The organism is Micromonospora sp. MP36, assembly GCF_008119785.1.
Classification (GTDB): Bacteria; Actinomycetota; Actinomycetes; order Mycobacteriales; family Micromonosporaceae; genus Micromonospora.
In genome coordinates this window covers 12311-31169 of sequence record NZ_VSFA01000086.1, presented here as the reverse complement: position 1 = coordinate 31169, position 18859 = coordinate 12311, and the positions used below count along the sequence as shown (strand labels likewise).

The window sequence follows — 18859 nt, the reverse complement described above, 5'->3', positions numbered from 1 at the left end:
CATCCGGTGCCCAACGATTGTCCGGTTCCGTGCGACGTGCCTCGTCCCAGGTCCGCCGAGGTTTTCCGGGCGGAGGGACGGGGACGCGGGTAGGGAGGGGTGAAAGCCCCCGGCTCGTCGGAACGACGCAGGAGGCGACATGAGCACCGAGAAGGCCAAGGACAAGGTCGAGCGGGTGGCCGGGGCAGCCCGGGCCCGGATGGGTGACATGACCCGGCAGGAGCGGTCGCGGGCGGAGCAGGTGGGCCGGCAGGAGGAGGCTCGCGGCGGACGGCCTGGCGAGCGCGTCCAGGAGAGCGACCAGGACGTGAGCGGCCGCTCCTTCACGAGCTGACCGGGTCCGGCGTGGTGCCCCTGGCGCGGGTCCGGTGCCGGGGGCACCGGCGTGTCGTGGGCTAGGTGTGAGGTGATCATGTGTGCGCCGTGGGGTGGCCTGAGATGCGTCGACGCCCCGCGGCCGGGTCTGGCTGCGGGGCGTCGAGGAGGGGCGGTCAGTCGTTGCGGTGGGCTTCCCACCAGGCCTGGCCGGATTCGGGCAGGGTGTCGATCGGGTCGTAGTAGGCGTAGCGCTTGTTGAGCGCTTCGAGGTCGGCGGACTCGATCGAGGTGCGGTAGTTCTTGGTCCAGTAGGAGATGCCGCGTTCGCGGTCGTACTCGGTGAGCATGTGGACCCAGCGCTTGCCGACGAAGGGGACGTCGCAGACGATGCGCGGGGTGGCGTAGCCGGGCAGGTAGCCCATGATGTCGTGCTGGAGTTGCTGGGCGTGCCAGACGGGGACGCGCCAGTGCTCGGCGTTGGGGATCATGTCGCACATGTAGAAGTAGTACGGCAGGATGCCGGCTTCGCCCTGGAGGCCGAAGCAGAGGTCGAGCAGGTCCTTGCTGGTGGCGTTGACGCCGCGCATGAGTACGCCCTGGTTGCGGACGTCGCGGACGCCGACGTCGAGGGCGGTCTGGGCGGCCTTGGCGACCAGTGGGGTGAGCGACTGGGCGTGGTTGACGTGGGTGTGGATGGCGAGGTTGACGCCGCGGCGGGCGGCGGTGCGGGCGACCCGCTCGAGGCCTTCGACGACGTCGGGCTGCAGCCAGTGCTGCGGCAGGCCCATGAGGGCCTTGGTGGCGAGCCGGATGTCGCGGATGGTCTCGATCTCGAGCAGCCGCATGAGGTATGACTCGAGGTTCTTCCACGGCACGTTGGCGACGTCGCCGCCGGAGACGACGACGTCCCGGACGCCGGGGTGGGCCTTGAGGTAGCTGATGTGGGCGTCGTAGCGGTCGACGGGCTTGAGGGTGAGCTTGAGCTTGTCGACGGTGGGGGTGGAGTTGCCGACGAGGTCCATGCGGGTGCAGTGGCCGCAGTACTGCGGGCAGGTGGAGAGCAGTTCGGCGAGGACCTTGGTGGGGTAGCGGTGGGTGAGGCCTTCGGCGACCCACATGTCGTGCTCGTGGAGGCTGTCGCGGCTGGCGTAGGGGTGGGAGGGCCAGTCGGTGCGCCGGTCGGAGGCGACGGGGATCATGTAGCGGCGGACCGGGTCGGCGAGGAAGGCCTCGGTGGTCATGGGCTCGAACGGCACCATGGTGTTGAGCATCTGTGGGGGCACCAGCATGGACATGGTGGCCAGTGCCTTCTGGTCGGCCTCGAGGTCGGCGTAGAAGGTCTCGTCGACGAGGTCGCCGAGGACGGTGCGTAGCTGCTTGATGTTCTTGACGCAGTTGACGCGCTGCCACTGGGCGTTCTCCCACTGTTCGCGGGTGACGTGGCGCCAGCCGGGGAAGCGGGTCCAGTCGGGTTCGACCAGTGGGCGGCGGCGGTATTCGTAGGGCTGTCCGGCGGTGGGGACCGCGGCGGGTGCGGGGTGGGGCGCAGGGATGGTCTCCACCGGTTGGGTCTGGGTCACGGCCCCTCCTCCTGGTTGGTGCGGGTGGATCAACGGTCCCGAAGGCTACTGGAAAATATCCGGTGAAGAAATTAGTCTGCCGGAAGTTTTCCCGCGACGCGAGTCCTGACCAGGGGCTTCGAGCGGCTGGACGGAGGAGGGTCGGCGTGACGTCACCGGTGGGACTGCACCGCGTCGTGGAACCGGCGGGGGTGCTGCCGCAGGCGGCCTGGCGGCTGGACGCCGATCCGCGGATTGCCTCGAACGAGGTGCGGATCCGGGTGGAGCGGCTGAACCTCGATGCGGCGAGCTTCCGGCAGTTGTCGGAGAAGCACGGCGGTGACGGGGAGAAGGTCCGCGCCGAGGTGCTGGAGATCATCTCGACGCGGGGGAAGATGCAGAACCCGGTCACCGGGTCGGGCGGCATGTTGATCGGCACGGTCGAGGAGGCCGGTCGGCGGTCGCCGCTGGGGCTCACTCCGGGTGACCGGGTGGCCACGCTGGTGTCGCTGACGTTGACGCCGCTGATGATCCTGGACGGCCTCGCTCGCTGGGACGGGCGCAGCGAGCAGGTGCCGTGTGACGGGTACGCGATCCTGTTCGCCCGGTCGATCGCCGCGGTGCTGCCGGCGGACCTGCACCCGGAGCTGTCGCTGGCGGTGCTGGACGTGTGTGGGGCTCCGGCGTTGACCGCGCGGGTGGTCGCCGAGCAGGTGGAGCGCCGGCGGCGGGCCGGTGACGCCCGGCCGGTGCGGGTGGCGGTGATCGGCGGCGCCGGCAAGAGCGGGTCGCTGTCCCTGGCCGCGGCGCGGCGGGCGGGCGCGGGCCGTACGGTCGGGGTGGTGCCGGTGGCCGCGGAGCGGGACGCGCTGACGGCGGCCGGGCTGGCCGACGCGGTCGCGTTGGCCGACGCGCGGGACCCGGTGGGGCTGTCGACGGCGGTGACCACGGCGTTGGGTGCGCCGGCGGACGTGACCGTGGTGTGCGTGGACGTGCCGGGCTGTGAGCACGGGGCGGTGCTGGCGACCGAGGACGGCGGCACGGTGATCTTCTTCTCGATGGCGACGAGCTTCGCGGCGGCGGCGCTGGGCGCGGAGGGCCTGGCGGCGGACGTGACGATGCTGGTCGGCAACGGGTACGTGCCGGGGCACGCGGAGCTGGCGTTGGAGCTGCTGCGCGCCGAGCCGGGGGTGCGTCGTCTGTTCGAGGCGCGGTTGGCGGCAGACTGACACCATGACGAACCCCTCGACCTTGTACCGCGGTGGAGTGCTGCACTGTCCGGCCGACCCGAGCGCGACGGGCCTGCTGGTGCGCGACGGCAGGATCGCCTGGCTGGGCGCCGACGCGGACGCGCCGGCCGCCGACCGGGTGGTGGACCTGGCCGGGGCGCTGGTGACCCCGGCGTTCGTGGACGCCCACGTGCACGCCACCGACACCGGGCTGGCCCTGTCCGGGCTGGACCTGGCGGCGGTGCGGTCGGCCGGGGAGCTGTTGGCGGCGGTGGCGGCGTTCGCGGCGGGCCTGCCGGGTGACGCGGTGGTGCTGGGGCACGGCTGGGACGAGTCGTCGTGGGCGGAGAAGGCGTTGCCGGACGCGGCGGCGCTGGACCGGGCCGCCGGGGGGCGGCGGGTGTATCTGTCGCAGGCGTCGATCCATTCGGCGCTGGTGTCGCAGGCGCTGCTGGCGGCGTGCCCGGACGCGGCGGCCGCCGCCGGGTACGACCGGTCGGGCTGGTTGCGGCGTGACGCGCATCACGTGGTGCGGGCGGCGGCGTTCGCGTCGGTGACCCGGCCGCAGCGCGTCGCCGCGCAGCGGGCGGCGTTGGCGCACGCCGCGTCGCTGGGCATCGCCGCGGTGCACGAGTGCGGCGGCCCGGAGATCTCCGACGAGGATGACTTCACCGGGCTGCTGGGCATCTCCGGGGCCGGGGTGCCGGAGGTGTACGGGTACTGGGGTGAGCTGCTGGGTGCGGCGCGGGCGCGGGAGTTGGGCGCGGTCGGGGCCGGGGGTGACCTGTTCGCCGACGGGGCGCTGGGGTCGCGGACCGCGCACGTGTCGCAGGCGTACCTGGACGGGGAGCCGGGGGCGTGCGGGCACGGGTACGTCTCCGCCGAGCAGGTGCGGGACCATCTGCTGGACTGCGCGGCGCACGGGCTGCAGGGCGGTTTCCACGCGATCGGCGACGCGGCGATCTCCACGGTCCTCGACGGGTTCGCGCAGGCGGCGGAGAAGCTGGGGGTGGACCGGCTGCGGGCGGCCCGGCACCGGGTCGAGCACGCGGAGATCATGAACAGGCGGTTGATCGCCGGGTTCGTGGAGTACGGGATCGTCGCGTCGATGCAGCCGGCGTTCGACCGGCTGTGGGGCGGCGCGGGCCGCATGTACGAGTCGCGGCTGGGGCTGTCCCGGTCGTTGGAGTCCAACCCGATGGGGGCGATGCACTCGGTCGGGGTGACGTTGGCGTTCGGGTCGGATTCGCCGGTGACGCCGCTGGATCCGTGGGGTTCGGTGCGGGCGGCGGCGGCGCACCACAACCCGGTGCAGCGGATGAGTGTGCGGGCGGCGTTCGCGGCGCACACCCGCGGCGGGTGGCGGGCGGTGCACCTGGACAACGAGGGTGTCCTCGCGTTGGGCGCGCCGGCGACGTTCGCGGTGTGGTCCACCCCGGCCGGGGTGGACCGGGGTCTGCCGGTGCTGCAGGCCGAGGATCCGGAGGTGCGCGGCGCGGACGACCCGACGCCGCTGCCGGTGTGCCGGGCCACGGTGCTGCGCGGTGACGTGATCTATGAGGAAGGGTCGGCATGAGCGGGAAGCTTGATCTGGATCCCGCGCTGGTGGCGCGGGCGCGGGAGTTGGCGCGCCGCGCCGGGCAGCCGGTGGTGGATCTGGCGCGCAGCCACACCACCGTGTCGGTGGAGCGGGCGGTGCTGCGGCTGGCCGGGGTGACCGGCGCGGATCCGGACGGCATCCCGTGGGTGAACCGGCTCGTCGACGCGGTGGTCGCCGACGTGGGGTTGGGGCACGGGGTGGCGGCGCCGGTGTTCGACGCGATGGCACGGGAGCAGATGACGGATGTGACGCTGCTGGCGCAGAAGGCCGCCGCCGGGTCGGTGCGGTTCACCCAGCCGACCGGCCGGGCGGCCACCGCCGCGCGCAAGGCCGCCCGCAGGGCGGTCGCCGCCGGGGTGCGGCGCATCGACCGGCGCCGCGCCGAGCGGGACCGTCTGGTGAAGCGGTACGGGGACCCGGCGCAGCGGCCGTGGATCTACCTGATCGTGGCCACCGGCGACATCTACGAGGACATCCCGCAGGCGCAGGCGGCGGCGCGGGCGGGGGCGGACATCATCGCGGTGATCCGCTCCACGGGGCAGTCGCTGCTGGACTACGTGCCGGAGGGGGCCACCCGGGAGGGGTTCGCCGGCACGTACGCCACGCAGGAGAACTTCCGGCTGATGCGGGCGGCCCTGGACGAGTCGTCGAAGGAGCTAGGCCGGTACGTGCGGTTGACGAACTACGCGTCGGGCCTGTGCATGCCGGAGATGGCGACCCTCGCCGGCCTGGAGCGGCTCGACATGATGCTCAACGACTCGATGTACGGGATCCTGTTCCGCGACATCAACCCGATCCGCACGTTCGTCGACCAGCGGTTCTCCCGGCAGGTGCACGCCCGCGCCGGGATCATCATCAACACCGGTGAGGACAACTACCTCACCACCGCCGACGCGGTCGACGAGGCGCACACGGTGACCGTGTCGCAGCTGCTCAACGAGTACTTCGCGCACGAGGCGGGGCTGGCCGACTGGCAGTTGGGGCTGGGGCACGCGTTCGAGATCAACCCGGATCTGCCGGAGTCGTTCCGCCTGGAGCTGGCGCACGCGCTGCTGGCGCGGGAGTTGTTCCCGGACGCGCCGTTGAAGTGGATGCCGCCGACGAAGCACATGACCGGGGACGTGTTCCGCGGCAACCTGCTCGACGGGTTCTTCAACCTGGTCGGCACCATGACCGGGCAGGGCATCCTGCTGGTCGGCATGATGACCGAGGCGGTGGTGACGCCGTGGCTGTCCGACCGGGACATCGCCCTGCAGAACGTGCGGTACGTGCTGGGTGCCGCCGGTGGGCTGCACGAGGACTTCGTGCCCGCGCCGGGCGGGTTCATCCAGCGGCGTGCCCGCCGGGTTCTCGGTGAGGCCGTCGACCTGCTGGAACGTATCGGCGACCAGTCGCTGCTCACCGCGATCGCCGAGGGCACCTTCGGGATCATGAAGCGGCCCGCGGACCGCGGCAAGGGCCTCGACGGGGTGGCGAAGCACGAGGCCGACTACTACAACCCGGCCACCGAGATCCTGGAAGGAGACCGTCCGTGACGGCCCCGGCGGAGAAGAAGATCGTCCGGCCGTACGGGGACACCACCGGTGACGGCATGGTGCAGGTGTCGTTCACGCTGCCGGTGCCGCACGACAAGCGGGCCGAGGGTGCGGCGGTGCAGCTGGCCAACAAGATGGGCATCGACCCGGCGATGCTGGTGCACGCCAAGCAGATGGGCGACGGGTTCACCTTCTTCGTCGTGTACGGGCGGGTGAACCACCTGGTGGACCTGTCGCAGGTGCAGGTGGTGGAACGGGACTTCCCGCTGCTGTCGGCCAAGGAGGTCAACGCGGTGGTGAAGCAGAAGTTGCGGCGCAAGCTGTCCGTGGTCGGGGCGTGCATCGGCACCGACGCGCACACCGTCGGCATCGACGCGATCCTCAACGTCAAGGGCATCGCCGGGGAGAAGGGCCTGGAGTACTACCGGGAGCTGAAGGTCACCAACCTGGGCGCGCAGGTCAGTGTGCCGGAGCTGGTGGAGGCGGCCCGGCGGGAGAAGGCCGACGCGGTCCTCGTCTCGCAGGTGGTCACCCAGCGCGACGCGCACCTGCACAACACCCGGGAGATGTCCGCTGCGTTCCGGGAGGCCATGCCGGCGGGGAAGCGGCCGCTGCTGATCGTCGGCGGTCCCCGCTTCGACGAGACGATGACCGGGGAGCTGGGCGTCGACCGGATCTTCGGCCGTGGCACCACCCCGGGCGAGGTGGCCAGCTACCTCGTCCACGCCCTGATCACGAACAAGAAGGCGAGAGCATGAGCGACGCACGGCTGGGTTTGACGGTGACGCATCGACGGTACGTGCCGTACTCGCACGCCCACTATGCGGGGAACCTCGTCGACGGGGCGTACGCGCTGGGCCTGTTCGGGGACGTCGCCACCGAGGTGTGCATCCGCACCGACGGCGACGAGGGGCTGTTCGCGTCCTACTCGGACGTGCAGTTCAAGGCGCCGATGAAGGCCGGGGACGTGCTCGAGGTGGTGGCCACGGTGACCCGGGTGGGCACCCGTAGCCGCACCATCGACTTCGAGGCGCGGGTGGTGTGCCGGGGCCGCCCCGACAAGAGCGAGTCCGCGGCCGAGGTGCTCGCCGATCCGATCGTGGCGGTCACCGCGACCGGCACCGTGGTCGTACCGCCGGCGGCGTGAGCGTCGCCGTCTGCGCCGACGTCGGCTCCACGTACACCAAGGCGGCGGTGGTGGACCTCGACGGCGGCGGGCTGGTTGCGGCGGCGGCCGCGCCGACCACGGTCGGCACGGACGTGCTGCACGGCCTGGACGCCGCGGTCGGCGCCGCCACCGCCTGCGCCGGCGTCCGGGACGTGCCCTGGTACGTGTGCTCGTCCGCCGGCGGTGGGCTGCGGCTGGCGGTCATCGGCTACGAGCCCCTCGTCACCGCGCAGGCCGGCCGGCGGGTCGGGCTGTCCGCCGGGGCGAACGTGGTGCACGTGGCCGCCGGGCGGCTCGGCGCCGCCGACCTGACGGCGCTGCGCGCCGCCCGCCCCGACGTGGTGCTGCTCGTCGGCGGCACGGACGGCGGCGACGCGGAGACGTTGACGCACAACGCGACCCGGCTGGCGAAGGCCCGCTGGCGGGTGCCGGTGGTCCTCGCCGGCAACGGTGACGTCCGCGACGACCTGCACGCGCTGCTCGCCGCCGCGAAGGTGCCGGTGACCGTCGCCGACAACGTGCTGCCCCGCATCGGGGTGCTCGCCCCCGCCCCGGCGCGGGCGGCGATCCGGGAGGTGTTCCTGCGGCACGTCATCGGCGGCAAGAAACTGTCCCGCGGTGGCCGGTTCGCCCGCCTCGTCCGGGCGGCGACCCCGGACGCGGTGCTGACCGGGGTGGAGGTCCTCGCCGACGCGCTCGGCGGGGACCTGGCCGTCGTCGACGTCGGCGGCGCCACCACCGATGTGTACTCGGTGCTCACCCCCGACGAGCGGGACAGCGGGCCGGGCCGGGAGGTCGCGGGCACCCTGTGGCGGGCCCGCACCGTCGAGGGGGACCTGGGCATGCGGTGGAGCGCCCCCGGCGTGGTCCGCGCCGCCGCCGAGGAACGCCTGCTCACCGGCGGGGAGGAGGAGCGGCTGGCGGCGGCTGCGGCGGTGCGGGCCGCCGACCCGGGATTCCTGCCCGCCGACGACACCGACCGGGCCGACGACCGGCGCATCGCCGAGCTCGCCGCGACGGTGGCGCTGCGCCGGCACGCCCGCGGCGCGGCCACCGGGGAACGCGCCGGCCGGGATCTGCGCGACGTGAAGCTGATGGTCGGCTCCGGCGGGGTGCTGCGGCACGCGCCCGCCGGGGACGCCGCCGCGGTGCTCGCGGCGGTGCTCACCGACCACGCCGGCGGGTGGCCGCTGCCCCGGGCCGCCCGCGCGGTCGTCGACGTCGACTACGTCCTCGCCGCCGGTGGGCTCCTCGCCGCCGACCACCCGGGCGCGGCGGCCCGCCTGCTGCGCCGGCACCTCGGCGCGGACTGAGCCGCCACCCGCCACGGATCGAGACTCGCCGACGCGACACGCCGTGGTGCAACACACGACAGGCCGGGGTGGGTTGACAGCGGCGGGGGTGCACGCCGTACCGTCTTTGAGTCCTACTACGGGAAGCGGCTGTTGTTCGCTTCGTCCCTTCGTCCGCTGGCCGAGCGACCCGAGTGGTTGCGGCGGCCAGGTCCAGCGGGCGGGGGTCGGCGGGGCGGCGCGAACCGGCCGCGGTTACCGGTGTACGGGCAGGGTGAAAGGCACGGCCAGTAGACAACGGCCAGGCGGGGGCAGCCAGTCCGCGTCCGGTCGGTCCGAAGGTCGGCGTCGCTCATTCTCGCCCCACCGGCCGGGAAGGGCCTGGGAGCATCGGGGCGCGGCGCAAGCCGCGCCCCGATTTTCGTTTCCTGGCCCGTTCGTCGGTCACAGGTGGCGGCGGCGCCACTCGGACTGTTCCTGCTCGGCGGCGACCTGCTCGCTCAACGCGGTCTGGCGCACCTGCCGGCGCCACGGGTCGCCCGCCCGCAGGCCGAGCAGCACCAGCGCGACGCTGACCACTGCCAGCACGGCCAGCCCGACGACCGCCGGCAGCCGGCCGGCCCACGGCAGTCCGACGGCGAGCGCGACCGCCACCACGCTCGGCATCAGCGGCACCCGGTGGCTGGCCCGCACCCCGAGGGCCAGCAACCCCAGGATGTAGAGGATCACCCCGGCGAACAGCACCCGGTGGTCCAGCCCGGCGGCGCGTTGCAGCCACGGGCTGCCGTGCGGGTGGGCGATGGCGGCGAGGTAGCGCTTGAGGCCGAGGGCGAACAGGATGATCCCGGCGATCAACGGCAGGTGCAGGTACGCGTAGACGTCGCGGGCGAACGCCGCCCGGGCGTCGGGGTCGCGGGTGCGGTGCAGCCGCTGCTCCAGGGCGGAGGCCAAGCTGTCGAAGTACATCCACCACAGCGCCGCGATGACGGTGACGCCGAGCACCGACGCCACGATCACCGGCCAGGTGATCGGCAGGCCGGCGCTCAGCTTCGGCCCCAGGCCCAGCGAGATGATCGACTCGCCGAGCGCGATGAGCAGGATCAGCGCGTACCGCTCCGCCCAGTGCGCGGCGGACACGACGGTGAAGCCGGCGCTGCGGACCAGCCCCCCGACGGTGAACTCGATGCCGATCGCGACCAACCACAGCCCCAGCCGTAGCCAGGCAGTCACCTGGTGCGCCGACGATTCCGGCAGCGTCGCGGCGGCCAGGATCAGCACCACGCTGGCCAGCGGCGGCAGGCCGATGCGCCGCGCCGCCCGGCCGGGGCGGTCGCTGCCGGTCACCAGCACCAGCACCTGGGCGGCCCGGATGATCAGGTAGCAGCCGGCGAAGACGAGCGGTCCGCGTGGCCCGCCGGGAGCGTCGGCGAAAGCCTCGGGCAGGGTCAACGTCAGCACGAACAGGGCGGCCACCGTCACCGCGCCGATCAGCGGCATCACCCCCTGGTCGGTGCGCACCACGTTGCCCAGCGCGGCGAACGACACCCAGCACCACCACAGCAGCGACAGCACCACCAGCCCGGCGAGCAGCGACTGGATGCTCAGGGTCTCGGAGAGCAGGTTGGTGACGTTGAGGAACGCGAACACGAACACCAGGTCGTAGAACAACTCCACCCGGGTGACGCGCGAACCCGGCGCGGCAGGCAGGATGCGACCCCGCCACTGGCCAGCGCTCATGCTGCCGAGTCTGGCAGCCGCGCCCGCCCCGCCGGCGCGAAGCCGCAGAACCGCTGCGCCGCTCCGCCGCGCGGCCGGCGCCGAACGCTGGTGCTACCTGGTACGGTGCCTGGTATGACCGGAGCGGTGCGGAAGTTGTCGATCTCGGTTCCGCCGGACGTCGCCGAACGCCTCGAACGGGAACCCAACGCCAGCGCGTACCTGGTGCACGCCGCCCGGGTGCTGATGCGCCGGGAGGCCCTCGACGCGGAACTGGCCCACCACGGCATCACGGTCACCGACGAGGGGGTGGCCCGGGCCCGCGCCGCCCGCGCCGCCGTCGACGTGTCCTGGCCGGCCGAGCGCTACCAGGCGGTCCGGGACCGGGTGCGCGGCGCCGTCGACGAGGATCCACGCGCCGTCTCCGCCGCGTGAGCACCCCCGACGCCCCGCCCGTGCGGCTGGTGCTGGACCGGTCCGCGCTGCTGGCGTACGTGTCCGGATCCGTGCACGTCGGCGAGACGCTGCACGAGGTGATCACCGACGGGGTCCGGTTCGGGGTGACCGCGGTGACCGCCGCGGAGACCCTCGCCGTCGTGGACGACGGCAAGGACCGGGCGGCGCTGCGCCGGCTGCTCGCCCTGGACGCCTGCGCGGTCCTGCCCACCGACGCCGGCTCATGGCAGGAACTGGCCTACTGGCGGCGGTTCACCGGCCGCGCCGACCTGGCCAGCACCGTGCTGGCGTGCCTCACCCACGACGCCCCGATCCTCAGCGGGGAGCCGCGCTACGGCGACGGAGACCTGCCGGTGATTGCGCTGCCCGACTGACCGACGGCCGCCCGCCCGGGCCGGGTAGCCTTCGGCGCGTGATCGTGGTGAGGTGCCGGTGACGACGCTCGACCGGGAAGAGGTGCGTACCCCGCACGGGGCACACGAGACGGCGGGAGCCCGCCCGCTGCCGCTGCGGGTGGCCGCGCCGCTGGCCGTCCTGGCCGGGTTGGTCCTGCTGGCCGCGTTCCCCCCGTACGGGGTGTGGCCGCTCGCGCCCGTGGGGGTGGCGCTGCTCGCCGCGGCGGCGCACCGGCGGCGGCTGCGCGCCGGCGCGGGTCTGGGTTTCCTCACCGGGCTGGCGCTGTTCGCGCCGCTGCTGGAGTGGACCAACCTGCACACCGGCGCCCTGCCGTGGATCCTGCTGTCCCTGCTGCAGGCCGGCTACCTGGCGCTGCTCGGCGCGGCCGCCGCCTGGGTGTCCCCGCTGGCCGACCGGCACCGGGCGGCGTGGCCGCTGCTGACGGCGGTGCTGTGGGTGGGGCAGGAGGCGCTGCGGGACCGGACCCCGTTCGGGGGGTTCCCGTGGGGGCGGCTCGCGTTCAGCCAGGACACCTCCCCGCTGCTGCGGTTGGCGGCGCTCGGCGGCGCCCCGCTGGTCACCTGCGCGGTCGCGCTGGCCGGCGGGCTGCTGGTCACCGCCGCCTGGCGGGACTGGCGCCGCCCCGTCGGGCACTGGCGGCCCGTGGCGGGTCTCGCCGCCGCCCTCGCGGCGCTGCTCGCCGCCGGCACGGCCGTCCCGGTCGGGGTGCGCGGCGGCGGCGACACCGTCACCGTCGCCATCGTGCAGGGCAACGTGCCCCGCCTCGGGCTGGACTTCAACGCCCAGCGGCAGGCCGTGCTCAACAACCACGTCGACGCCACGCTGAAACTGGCCGAACAGGTCACCGCCGGCACGCAACGCCGCCCCGACCTGGTGGTGTGGCCGGAGAACTCCAGCGACATCGACCCGCTGCGCAACCCGGAGGCCGCGGACCGGATCTCCCAGGCCGCCGACGTGATCGGCGCGCCCATCCTGGTCGGCGCGGTGCTGCTCGGCCCCGACACCGGGCAGGTCCGCAACGCCGGCCTGCTGTGGCGGCCCGGCACCGGCCCCGACCTCGGGCAGTTGTACGTCAAACGGCACCCGGTGCCGTTCGCCGAGTACGTGCCGCTGCGCCGGATCGCCCGGATGGTCAGCGACCAGGTCGACCGGATCCGCGCCGACTTCGTCCCCGGCGCCACCCCCGGCGTGCTCGACGCCGGGGCGGTCACCCTCGGCGACGTGATCTGCTTCGAGGTCGCCTACGACGGCCTGGTCCGGGACACCGTCACCGGCGGCGGGCAGCTGCTGGTGGTGCAGACCAACAACGCCACCTTCGACGCGGCGGAGGCCCGCCAGCAGTTGGCCATGGTGCGGCTGCGCGCCGTCGAACACGGCCGGGCGGCGTTGATGGCCTCCACGGTCGGAGTGTCCGGGTTCGTTACCCCCGACGGGCGGGTAGACGGGGCCACCGGATTCAACACCGCGGCGGTGGTGGTCCGGCAGATGCAGCTCGGGGACGGGCGTACCCCCGCCACCCGGGCGGGGGTGTGGCCGGAGGCGGGCCTCGCCGCGCTCGCGGTGGCGGCTCTGGCTGGCGCGGCGGTGCTGCGCCGGCGGCGGGAGGTCACCCCCGGGTAGGACGAGCGGAAGGGCGGTACGAGGGTGGGCGTGGCAGCCGGGAAACGGACGGCCGGCCATCCCGGGGTGGGCCGGGTGCTGGTGGTCATCCCCACCTACAACGAGGCCGACAACGTCCGTCGGATCGTCGGTCGGGTACGCGAGGCCGCGCCCGCGGTGGACATCCTCGTCGCCGACGACAACAGCCCCGACGGCACCGGCGCGATCGCCGACGACCTGTCCCGCAGCGACCGGCACGTGCACGTGCTGCACCGGCAGGGCAAGGACGGCCTCGGCGCGGCCTACCTGGCCGGTTTCGCGTGGGCGCGCCGACGCGGCTACGACGCCGTGGTGGAGATGGACGCCGACGGCTCCCACGCCCCGGAGGACCTGCCGGCGCTGCTGGCCGCCGCCCGCGACGCCGACGTGGTGATCGGCTCCCGGTGGACCCGCGGGGCGCGGGTGCTGAACTGGCCGCTGCGGCGGCTGCTGCTGTCGCGCTGCGCCAACCTGTACACGCGGCTGGCGCTGGGCATGCCGGTCTCCGACGCCACCGGCGGCTACCGGGTGTACCGGACGACCGCGCTGGACGCCATCGACCTGGACTCGGTGTGCTCACAGGGGTACGCGTTCCAGGTGGAGCTGTCCCGGCTGGCCCACCGGGCCGGGGTGCGGATCGTGGAGGTGCCGATCACGTTCGTCGAGCGGGAGCACGGCGACAGCAAGATGAGCCCGCTGATCATGGCCGAGGCGCTGTGGCGGATCACCAGCTGGGGGCTGCGCGACCGGCGGGCGTCGGCGCGCCGGGGCGTGCCCGAGGAGTTGGCGCGGTGGCCGTGACGCGCGGACGTGTCATGCTGGAGGGGCGTGATGAAACCCCCGGGCTGTGAGGTGAGATGCGCCGAGGACTGAGGTACGCGCCGCCGGCCCTGCTGCTGCTCGCGGTGCTGGAGCTGACCGTGTTCGTCCTGGTGGGTCGGGGCGTCGGGTTCGGTTCCGCGCTCCTGCTGGTGTTCGCGGCGTCCCTGCTCGGCCTGGTGCTGCTGCGCCGGGAGGGGATCCGGGCCTGGCGGGGTTTCCGGGCCGCGGTGGAGTCCCGGCAGCCGCCGGGGCGGCAGGTCACCGACGGGCTGGTGGGTCTGCTGGGGGCGCTGCTGCTGGCGCTGCCCGGCCTGGTCAGCGGCGCGGTGGGGCTGCTGTTGCTGGTGCCGCCGGTGCGGCGGCTGGCCCGCGTCGGGGTGCAACGGGTCGCCGAGCGCCGGGTGTCGTCGATGGTCGCCGGTGACCTGTTCGGCCCGCGCCGGGTCCGGGTGTACCGGGGTGCGCCGCAGCCGCCGCCGGCCCCGCCGCAGCCGCCGGCCGCCGGGGAGCCGGGCCGGGCCATCGAGGGGGAGATCATCGAGCCGGGCCGGCCCTGACCCGCCCAGACGTGACGAAGCGCCCCCGGGGTGATCCCCGGGGGCGCTTCTGTCGTTGGTGTCAGGCGCGGCCGCGCCGGGTACGGACCTCCTGGAGCCGCTCGGCGAGGATGTCCTCCAGTTCGGCGATGGAACGCCGCTCCAGCAGCATGTCCCAGTGGGTACGCGGCGGCTTGGCCTTCTTCTGCTCCGGCTCGCTGCCGTCGACCAGCCGGGCGACGCTGCCGTCGAACTTGCACTCCCAGGTCGTCGGGACCTCGGCGTCGACGGCGAACGGCACCTCGAACTGGTGCCCCTTGGCGCAGAGGTACTCGCGGGTCTGGCGCGGCGCGAGCTCCGTGTTGCGGTCGGATTCGTAGCTGACCGCGCCCAGGCGGCTTCCGCGCAGCATGCGCTCGCCCATGATCGACTTCCCCTCGTTCGTGGTGCTGGTCTTCTCGTGTAACCGTCCGTGCCCGCCCGGCCATTCCCGCCCACGCGGAATCGGTCCGCGTCGGTCGGGACCCTGCAAGGGTAACCGGCCATGACAGGTGCCCGGCGGGGTCGTCCCCGGCCGGGTCGAATAGGTGGAGTGATTCGGCTGTCACCGGGGATGTTATCCGCCGCAGGTGTGCGGGAGGTGACGATGAGCAGTGACGCGCCGGTGGACGCCCGACCGCCCGGGGGAAGGACCTTCTTCGGTCACCCCCGGGCGTTGTCGACGCTGTTCCTCACCGAGATGTGGGAGCGGTTCAGCTTCTACGGCATGCGCGCGATCCTGGTGCTGTACCTGACCGCGGCCGTCGCCGACGACGGCCTGGCCATCCCGCAGACCACCGCCAACGCCGTCTACGGCACCTACAACGCGATGGTCTACCTGATGGCGCTGCCCGGCGGCTGGGTCGCCGACCGGCTCATCGGCGCCCGGCGCAGCGTGCTGTGGGGCGGCGTGGTCATTGCCGCCGGCCACTACGTGATGGCGGTGCCGGCCCGGTGGAGCGTGTTCGCCGGCATGACCCTGATCGTGCTCGGCACGGGTCTGCTGAAGCCCAACATCTCCACCATGGTCGGCGACCTGTACGACCGGGACTCCCCACGCCGCGACGCCGGCTTCTCCATCTTCTACATGGGCATCAACCTGGGCGGGTTCATCGCGCCGCTGATCACCGGGTTTCTCGGCGAGAAGATCAACTGGCATCTGGGGTTCGGTGCCGCCGCGATCGGCATGACCTTCGGTGTCGTGCAGTACGTGCTGGGCCGGCGCAACCTGGGGGAGGCGGGCGCCCGGCCCGCCGACCCGCTGCTAGGGGCGGACCGGCGGCGGGCGCTGACCCGTGTCGGCGTGACCGTCGTGGTGGTGCTGGCGGTGCTGGCCGCCCTCGCCGTGACCGGGCTGTTCACCGTCAACACCGTGGTCAACCTGCTCACCCTGGTCACCGTGCTGGTGGCCATCGGCTACTTCGCCCGGATCCTCACCGACCGGGAGATCAGCGGCACCGAGCGCAGCCGGATGAAGGCGTACCTGTGGCTGTTCGTGTTCGCCGCCGCGTTCTGGCTGATCTACGACCAGGCCGGGTCGGTGCTGAACATCTTCGCCGCCGAGAAGACCAACCGGAACGCGCTCGGTTTCACCTTCCCGGCCTCCTGGTTGCAGTCGGTGAACCCGATCCTGATCATCATCGGGGCGCCGCTGGCCGCCTGGCTGTGGCTGAAGCTGGGGCACCGGGTGTCCACGCCGATGAAGTTCGCCGTCGGTCTGATCCTCAACGGCCTGTCGTTCGTGCTGATGGCCGCCGCCGCCGCGGCCGCCGTCGGCGGGGAACTGGTCTCGCCGTGGTGGCTGGTGGCCGTGTACGCCATCCAGGTCGCCGGTGAGCTGTCGCTGAGCCCGGTGGGTCTGTCGGCCACCACGAAGCTGGCCCCGGTCAAGTACGCCAGCCAGATGATGGGCCTGTGGTTCCTCGCCACCGCGGTGGGTGACGCGATCGGTGGCCAAGTGGCCCGGCTGGCCGGGACCTGGTCGGAGGAGATCTACTTCCTCACCTTCGGGCTCGCGTCGGTGGTGCTGGGGCTGAGCGCGGTGATGTTCGCCCGGCACATCCGGGCTCTGATGGCCGGCATCCACTGACCCGCCGGGCGTCAGGCCGCCGGGGTGGGCGGCAGCGGCAGCGGCAGGCCGGGCAGCCCGTCGATGCTGGTGCCGACGTGCGGCTTGCCGGCGAAGTAGTCGCTCAACGACGCGTCGTCCTCCCGGGCGAACCGCCGGGCGTGCAGGTCACGGTCGGCGTCGTAGGTCATCAGCGGGACGGCGTACCCGCAGGTGTCGCGGATCAGGTCGGCGCGCACCACGATGATCGCCCGCAGCCCGTGCACGGTGGTGTCGATGTCGGGGAAGCGGCGCAGCAGGTCCGGCCACCGGGGATCGTCGCGGAACACCGGCTCGCCGCGCCCGTGCACCCGCACGATGTTCGGCGGGCCCGCGAACGCGCACCACATCAGCGTGACGCGGCCGTTCTCCCGCAGGTGGGCGATGGTCTCCGCGTTGCTGCCGGCGAAGTCCAGGTAGGCGACCGTGTGCTCGTCGAGCACCGCGAACGAGCCGCGCAGGCCCTTCGGGGAGAGGTTGATCGTGCCGTCGCCGGCGAGGGGGGCGGTGGCGGTGAAGAACATCGGCTGCGCCTCAATGAAGGTCCGCAGCCGCCCGTCGATGCGCTCGTACGTCTTTCCCACGCCCGCATCATCGCCGCCGCCGGGCCGTCGGCGCTGCCCCGTCCCAGCCCGTGATCAGGCGGGCAACCGCTCCCGCAGCCAGTCGGACAGGCCGGTCAGGGCCGGCGCGGCGATCTCGTGACCGACCGGGTCGCGCCGGGCCACGGCGGCCGCGCCGGACTCGCCGCGCAGGTACGCCCAGGTGCGGTCGAGCAGCTCGCGGGGAATGACCGCGTCGTGGTCGCCCTGCGCCACGAACACGGGCGCCCCGGCCAGCCGGCCGGGCGTGGTGGGCACGCCGGCGTCGAACGGCAGGGTGCCGTAGAGGATCGCGGCGCCGGCGTACCGGGCCGGGTCGTCGAGCAGCAGGCCACCGGCGAACGCCGCGCCGCCGCTGAAACCGACCAGCGCCACCGGACGGCCGGCGGGGGCCACCTCGTCGAGCCAGCCGCGGAACCAGTCCATGGTCGCGCGCAGCGACGCCGCCACCGGGCGGCCGACGCCCCGGTTGGCGAACCAGGCGTACCCGCCGCCCTCGGCGATCGGCGCGCGGACCGCCGCGTACGCCGGGCCGGCCGGCAGCTGCGCGGCCAGGGAGAGGATCTCCCGCTCGTGGCTGCCCCGGCCGTGCAGAAGCACGACCAGCGGCGCCGCCGGGTCCGGACTGCCGGCGGTGGCCACCACCGGCGGCGGGAACGTCAAGTGGTTGTGCACTCAACCAAAATACGTCAGGTGGCGCGGGTCCCGAGCCTCGCCAGCGCGCTGGCCAGGTCGCTGACCTGGTCGGCCAGCTGGGCGGCCCGCTGCTGCGCCGCGTCGCGGTCGGTCTCGGCGGCGCGCAGCCGTACCGTCAGCTCCGCCAGCCGGGCCTCGGCGGCGCCGGCGGCCTCCCGCGCGGCCGCCAGGTCCGCGGCGAGAGCGTCCCGCTCGCCGGCGCGGGCCGCCGCCTCCTGCCGGGCTGTCGCGGCCGCCGCGACCGCCTCCGCCCGGGCGGCCTCGGCCCGCTGCGCGGCGGTCCGCGCCTGCTGTTCGGCCCGGCGTGCCTCGGCGGTCTCCGCGCCGGCCCGTTCGGCGGCCGTGCGGGACGCGTCGGCGTCGGCCCGCGACCGGTCCGCCTCGGTACGCATCCGCTCGGCGCGCTCCACCGCCTCCGCGGCCGAGCGGGTGGCCCGCTCAGCGTCGCCGCGGGCGGCGTCCCGCTCAGCGGTCAGGTCGGTGACCTGTCGCCGCTGCGCGTCGAGTTCCGTCCGCACGGTGCGCAGCTCGTGGCGGGCGGCGTCGCGGTCCCGTTCGGCCTGCACCCGCAGCGCCTGCGCGGCGCTGGCGTCCCCGCGCGCCTCGTCCCGGGCCGCCTCGGCGTGCCGCGCCCGCTCGCCGGCCTGGGCGGCCTCCGCCTCGGCCCGCTCGGCCCGCTGCCGGGCCGCGTCCCGTTCGGCGGCCGCCGCCTGCGCGTCCTGACGGGCGCGGGCGGCGGCCGCGGCGGCGTCCTCGGCGTCGCGGCGGGCGTCGTCACGTTCGGTGTGCGCGGCCGCGACCTGAGCGGCCGCCTCGGCGCGGACCTGCGCGACCTGCCGCTCCACCCCGGCCGGCGACAGCTCGGCGTGCAGCGCCTCGGTGAGGGTCTCCACGATCTGGTCGAGCCGGTCCACCGCCTCCCAGGTGCGGGCCACCTGCCCGGGCAGGCCGGGGGCGTTGCGGTGGCGCATCCGGGAGTTGCGGGAGGCCCGCTGGCAGGCGCCGTCGTTGTCCCGGCAGTACCGGAACGGGCGGCCGGCGCCGGCGCGCTGCGGCACCTCCCGCCCACAGTGGGCGCACGGGCGGGTGTCGGGGGTGGGCTGGGCGTCCATCGGGGCCGAAGTCTAGT

Annotated in this window: 19 protein-coding genes; 13 read left to right on the top strand and 6 right to left on the bottom strand. The window is 74.0% G+C overall.

The window, feature by feature from the left end; genetic code table 11:
* Positions 1-139 precede the first annotated feature (139 nt).
* Positions 140-334 carry a general stress protein CsbD gene (locus FXF52_RS32365; RefSeq protein ID WP_148802729.1) on the top strand — a complete coding sequence of 65 codons (195 nt, stop codon included), beginning with the start codon at positions 140-142 and terminating at the stop codon, positions 332-334.
* A gap of 157 nt (positions 335-491) precedes the next feature.
* On the opposite strand, the gene FXF52_RS32360 is transcribed toward FXF52_RS32365, so the two are convergent.
* Entirely contained in the window at positions 492-1898 is a 1407-nt protein-coding gene (locus FXF52_RS32360; RefSeq protein WP_148802726.1) for a KamA family radical SAM protein, read from the bottom strand.
* 158 nt (positions 1899-2056) lie between these two features.
* Between FXF52_RS32360 and FXF52_RS32355 the strand changes: the two genes are divergently transcribed.
* Genes FXF52_RS32355 through FXF52_RS32330 form a run of 6 tightly spaced genes read left to right on the top strand, consistent with a single transcriptional unit; the run spans position 2057 to position 8722 of the window.
* The gene (locus FXF52_RS32355) at positions 2057-3106 is read left to right on the top strand and encodes a zinc-binding alcohol dehydrogenase (protein ID WP_187413850.1); all 1050 of its coding nucleotides are present in this window, start codon (positions 2057-2059) and stop codon (positions 3104-3106) included.
* Positions 3107-3110: 4 nt separating this feature from the next.
* A complete protein-coding gene (locus tag FXF52_RS32350; protein WP_148802721.1) occupies positions 3111-4682 on the top strand; it encodes an amidohydrolase in 1572 nt (523 codons plus the stop codon).
* Positions 4679-6241: a lysine 5,6-aminomutase subunit alpha gene (locus tag FXF52_RS32345; protein WP_148802718.1), complete on the top strand. Its 1563-nt coding sequence runs from the start codon at positions 4679-4681 to the stop codon at positions 6239-6241. Before FXF52_RS32350 ends, FXF52_RS32345 begins: the two co-directional genes overlap by 4 nt.
* On the top strand, positions 6238-6999 hold the full coding sequence (locus FXF52_RS32340; protein ID WP_148802717.1) for an OAM dimerization domain-containing protein: 762 nt from the start codon (positions 6238-6240) through the stop codon (positions 6997-6999). Before FXF52_RS32345 ends, FXF52_RS32340 begins: the two co-directional genes overlap by 4 nt.
* Positions 6996-7388 carry a hotdog domain-containing protein gene (locus tag FXF52_RS32335; protein WP_148802714.1) on the top strand — a complete coding sequence of 131 codons (393 nt, stop codon included), beginning with the start codon at positions 6996-6998 and terminating at the stop codon, positions 7386-7388. The genes FXF52_RS32340 and FXF52_RS32335 overlap by 4 nt, the downstream gene beginning before the upstream one ends.
* On the top strand, positions 7385-8722 hold the full coding sequence (locus tag FXF52_RS32330) for a glutamate mutase L (protein ID WP_148802711.1): 1338 nt from the start codon (positions 7385-7387) through the stop codon (positions 8720-8722). The genes FXF52_RS32335 and FXF52_RS32330 overlap by 4 nt, the downstream gene beginning before the upstream one ends.
* Positions 8723-9145: 423 nt before the next feature.
* Here FXF52_RS32330 and FXF52_RS32325 read toward each other — a convergent pair whose 3' ends face one another.
* Entirely contained in the window at positions 9146-10438 is a 1293-nt protein-coding gene (locus FXF52_RS32325) for a low temperature requirement protein A (protein ID WP_148802708.1), read from the bottom strand.
* 114 nt (positions 10439-10552) lie between these two features.
* On the opposite strand from FXF52_RS32325, the gene FXF52_RS32320 reads away from it, so the two are divergent.
* From FXF52_RS32320 to FXF52_RS32300, 5 genes are read left to right on the top strand one after another with little or no spacing between them, the layout of a single operon-like run.
* Positions 10553-10852: a hypothetical protein gene (locus tag FXF52_RS32320; protein WP_148802705.1), complete on the top strand. Its 300-nt coding sequence runs from the start codon at positions 10553-10555 to the stop codon at positions 10850-10852.
* Positions 10849-11247 carry a PIN domain-containing protein gene (locus FXF52_RS32315; RefSeq protein ID WP_148802702.1) on the top strand — a complete coding sequence of 133 codons (399 nt, stop codon included), beginning with the start codon at positions 10849-10851 and terminating at the stop codon, positions 11245-11247. Before FXF52_RS32320 ends, FXF52_RS32315 begins: the two co-directional genes overlap by 4 nt.
* Positions 11248-11305: 58 nt before the next feature.
* Positions 11306-12910 (top strand): apolipoprotein N-acyltransferase, encoded by a 1605-nt coding sequence (gene lnt, locus FXF52_RS32310; protein ID WP_148802699.1) that lies wholly within the window; start codon positions 11306-11308, stop codon positions 12908-12910.
* Between the two features lie 24 nt (positions 12911-12934).
* Positions 12935-13729, top strand: a complete 795-nt coding sequence (locus FXF52_RS32305) for a polyprenol monophosphomannose synthase (RefSeq protein WP_148802696.1) — start codon at positions 12935-12937, stop codon at positions 13727-13729.
* Positions 13730-13785: 56 nt separating this feature from the next.
* On the top strand, positions 13786-14307 hold the full coding sequence (locus FXF52_RS32300; RefSeq protein ID WP_148802694.1) for an FxsA family protein: 522 nt from the start codon (positions 13786-13788) through the stop codon (positions 14305-14307).
* Positions 14308-14368: 61 nt separating this feature from the next.
* On the opposite strand, the gene FXF52_RS32295 is transcribed toward FXF52_RS32300, so the two are convergent.
* Positions 14369-14710: an RNA polymerase-binding protein RbpA gene (locus FXF52_RS32295; protein WP_046564157.1), complete on the bottom strand. Its 342-nt coding sequence runs from the start codon at positions 14708-14710 to the stop codon at positions 14369-14371.
* Between the two features lie 222 nt (positions 14711-14932).
* On the opposite strand from FXF52_RS32295, the gene FXF52_RS32290 reads away from it, so the two are divergent.
* Positions 14933-16414 carry a peptide MFS transporter gene (locus FXF52_RS32290; RefSeq protein WP_148802691.1) on the top strand — a complete coding sequence of 494 codons (1482 nt, stop codon included), beginning with the start codon at positions 14933-14935 and terminating at the stop codon, positions 16412-16414.
* Between the two features lie 11 nt (positions 16415-16425).
* On the opposite strand, the gene FXF52_RS32285 is transcribed toward FXF52_RS32290, so the two are convergent.
* The 3 genes from FXF52_RS32285 to FXF52_RS32275 are packed head-to-tail and all read right to left on the bottom strand — an operon-like array spanning position 16426 to position 18842.
* Entirely contained in the window at positions 16426-17016 is a 591-nt protein-coding gene (locus FXF52_RS32285) for a pyridoxamine 5'-phosphate oxidase family protein (protein WP_148802689.1), read from the bottom strand.
* 54 nt (positions 17017-17070) lie between these two features.
* Positions 17071-17709 (bottom strand): alpha/beta hydrolase, encoded by a 639-nt coding sequence (locus tag FXF52_RS32280; RefSeq protein WP_222870794.1) that lies wholly within the window; start codon positions 17707-17709, stop codon positions 17071-17073.
* Between the two features lie 14 nt (positions 17710-17723).
* A complete protein-coding gene (locus FXF52_RS32275; protein ID WP_148802686.1) occupies positions 17724-18842 on the bottom strand; it encodes a hypothetical protein in 1119 nt (372 codons plus the stop codon).
* Positions 18843-18859: the final 17 nt, after the last annotated feature.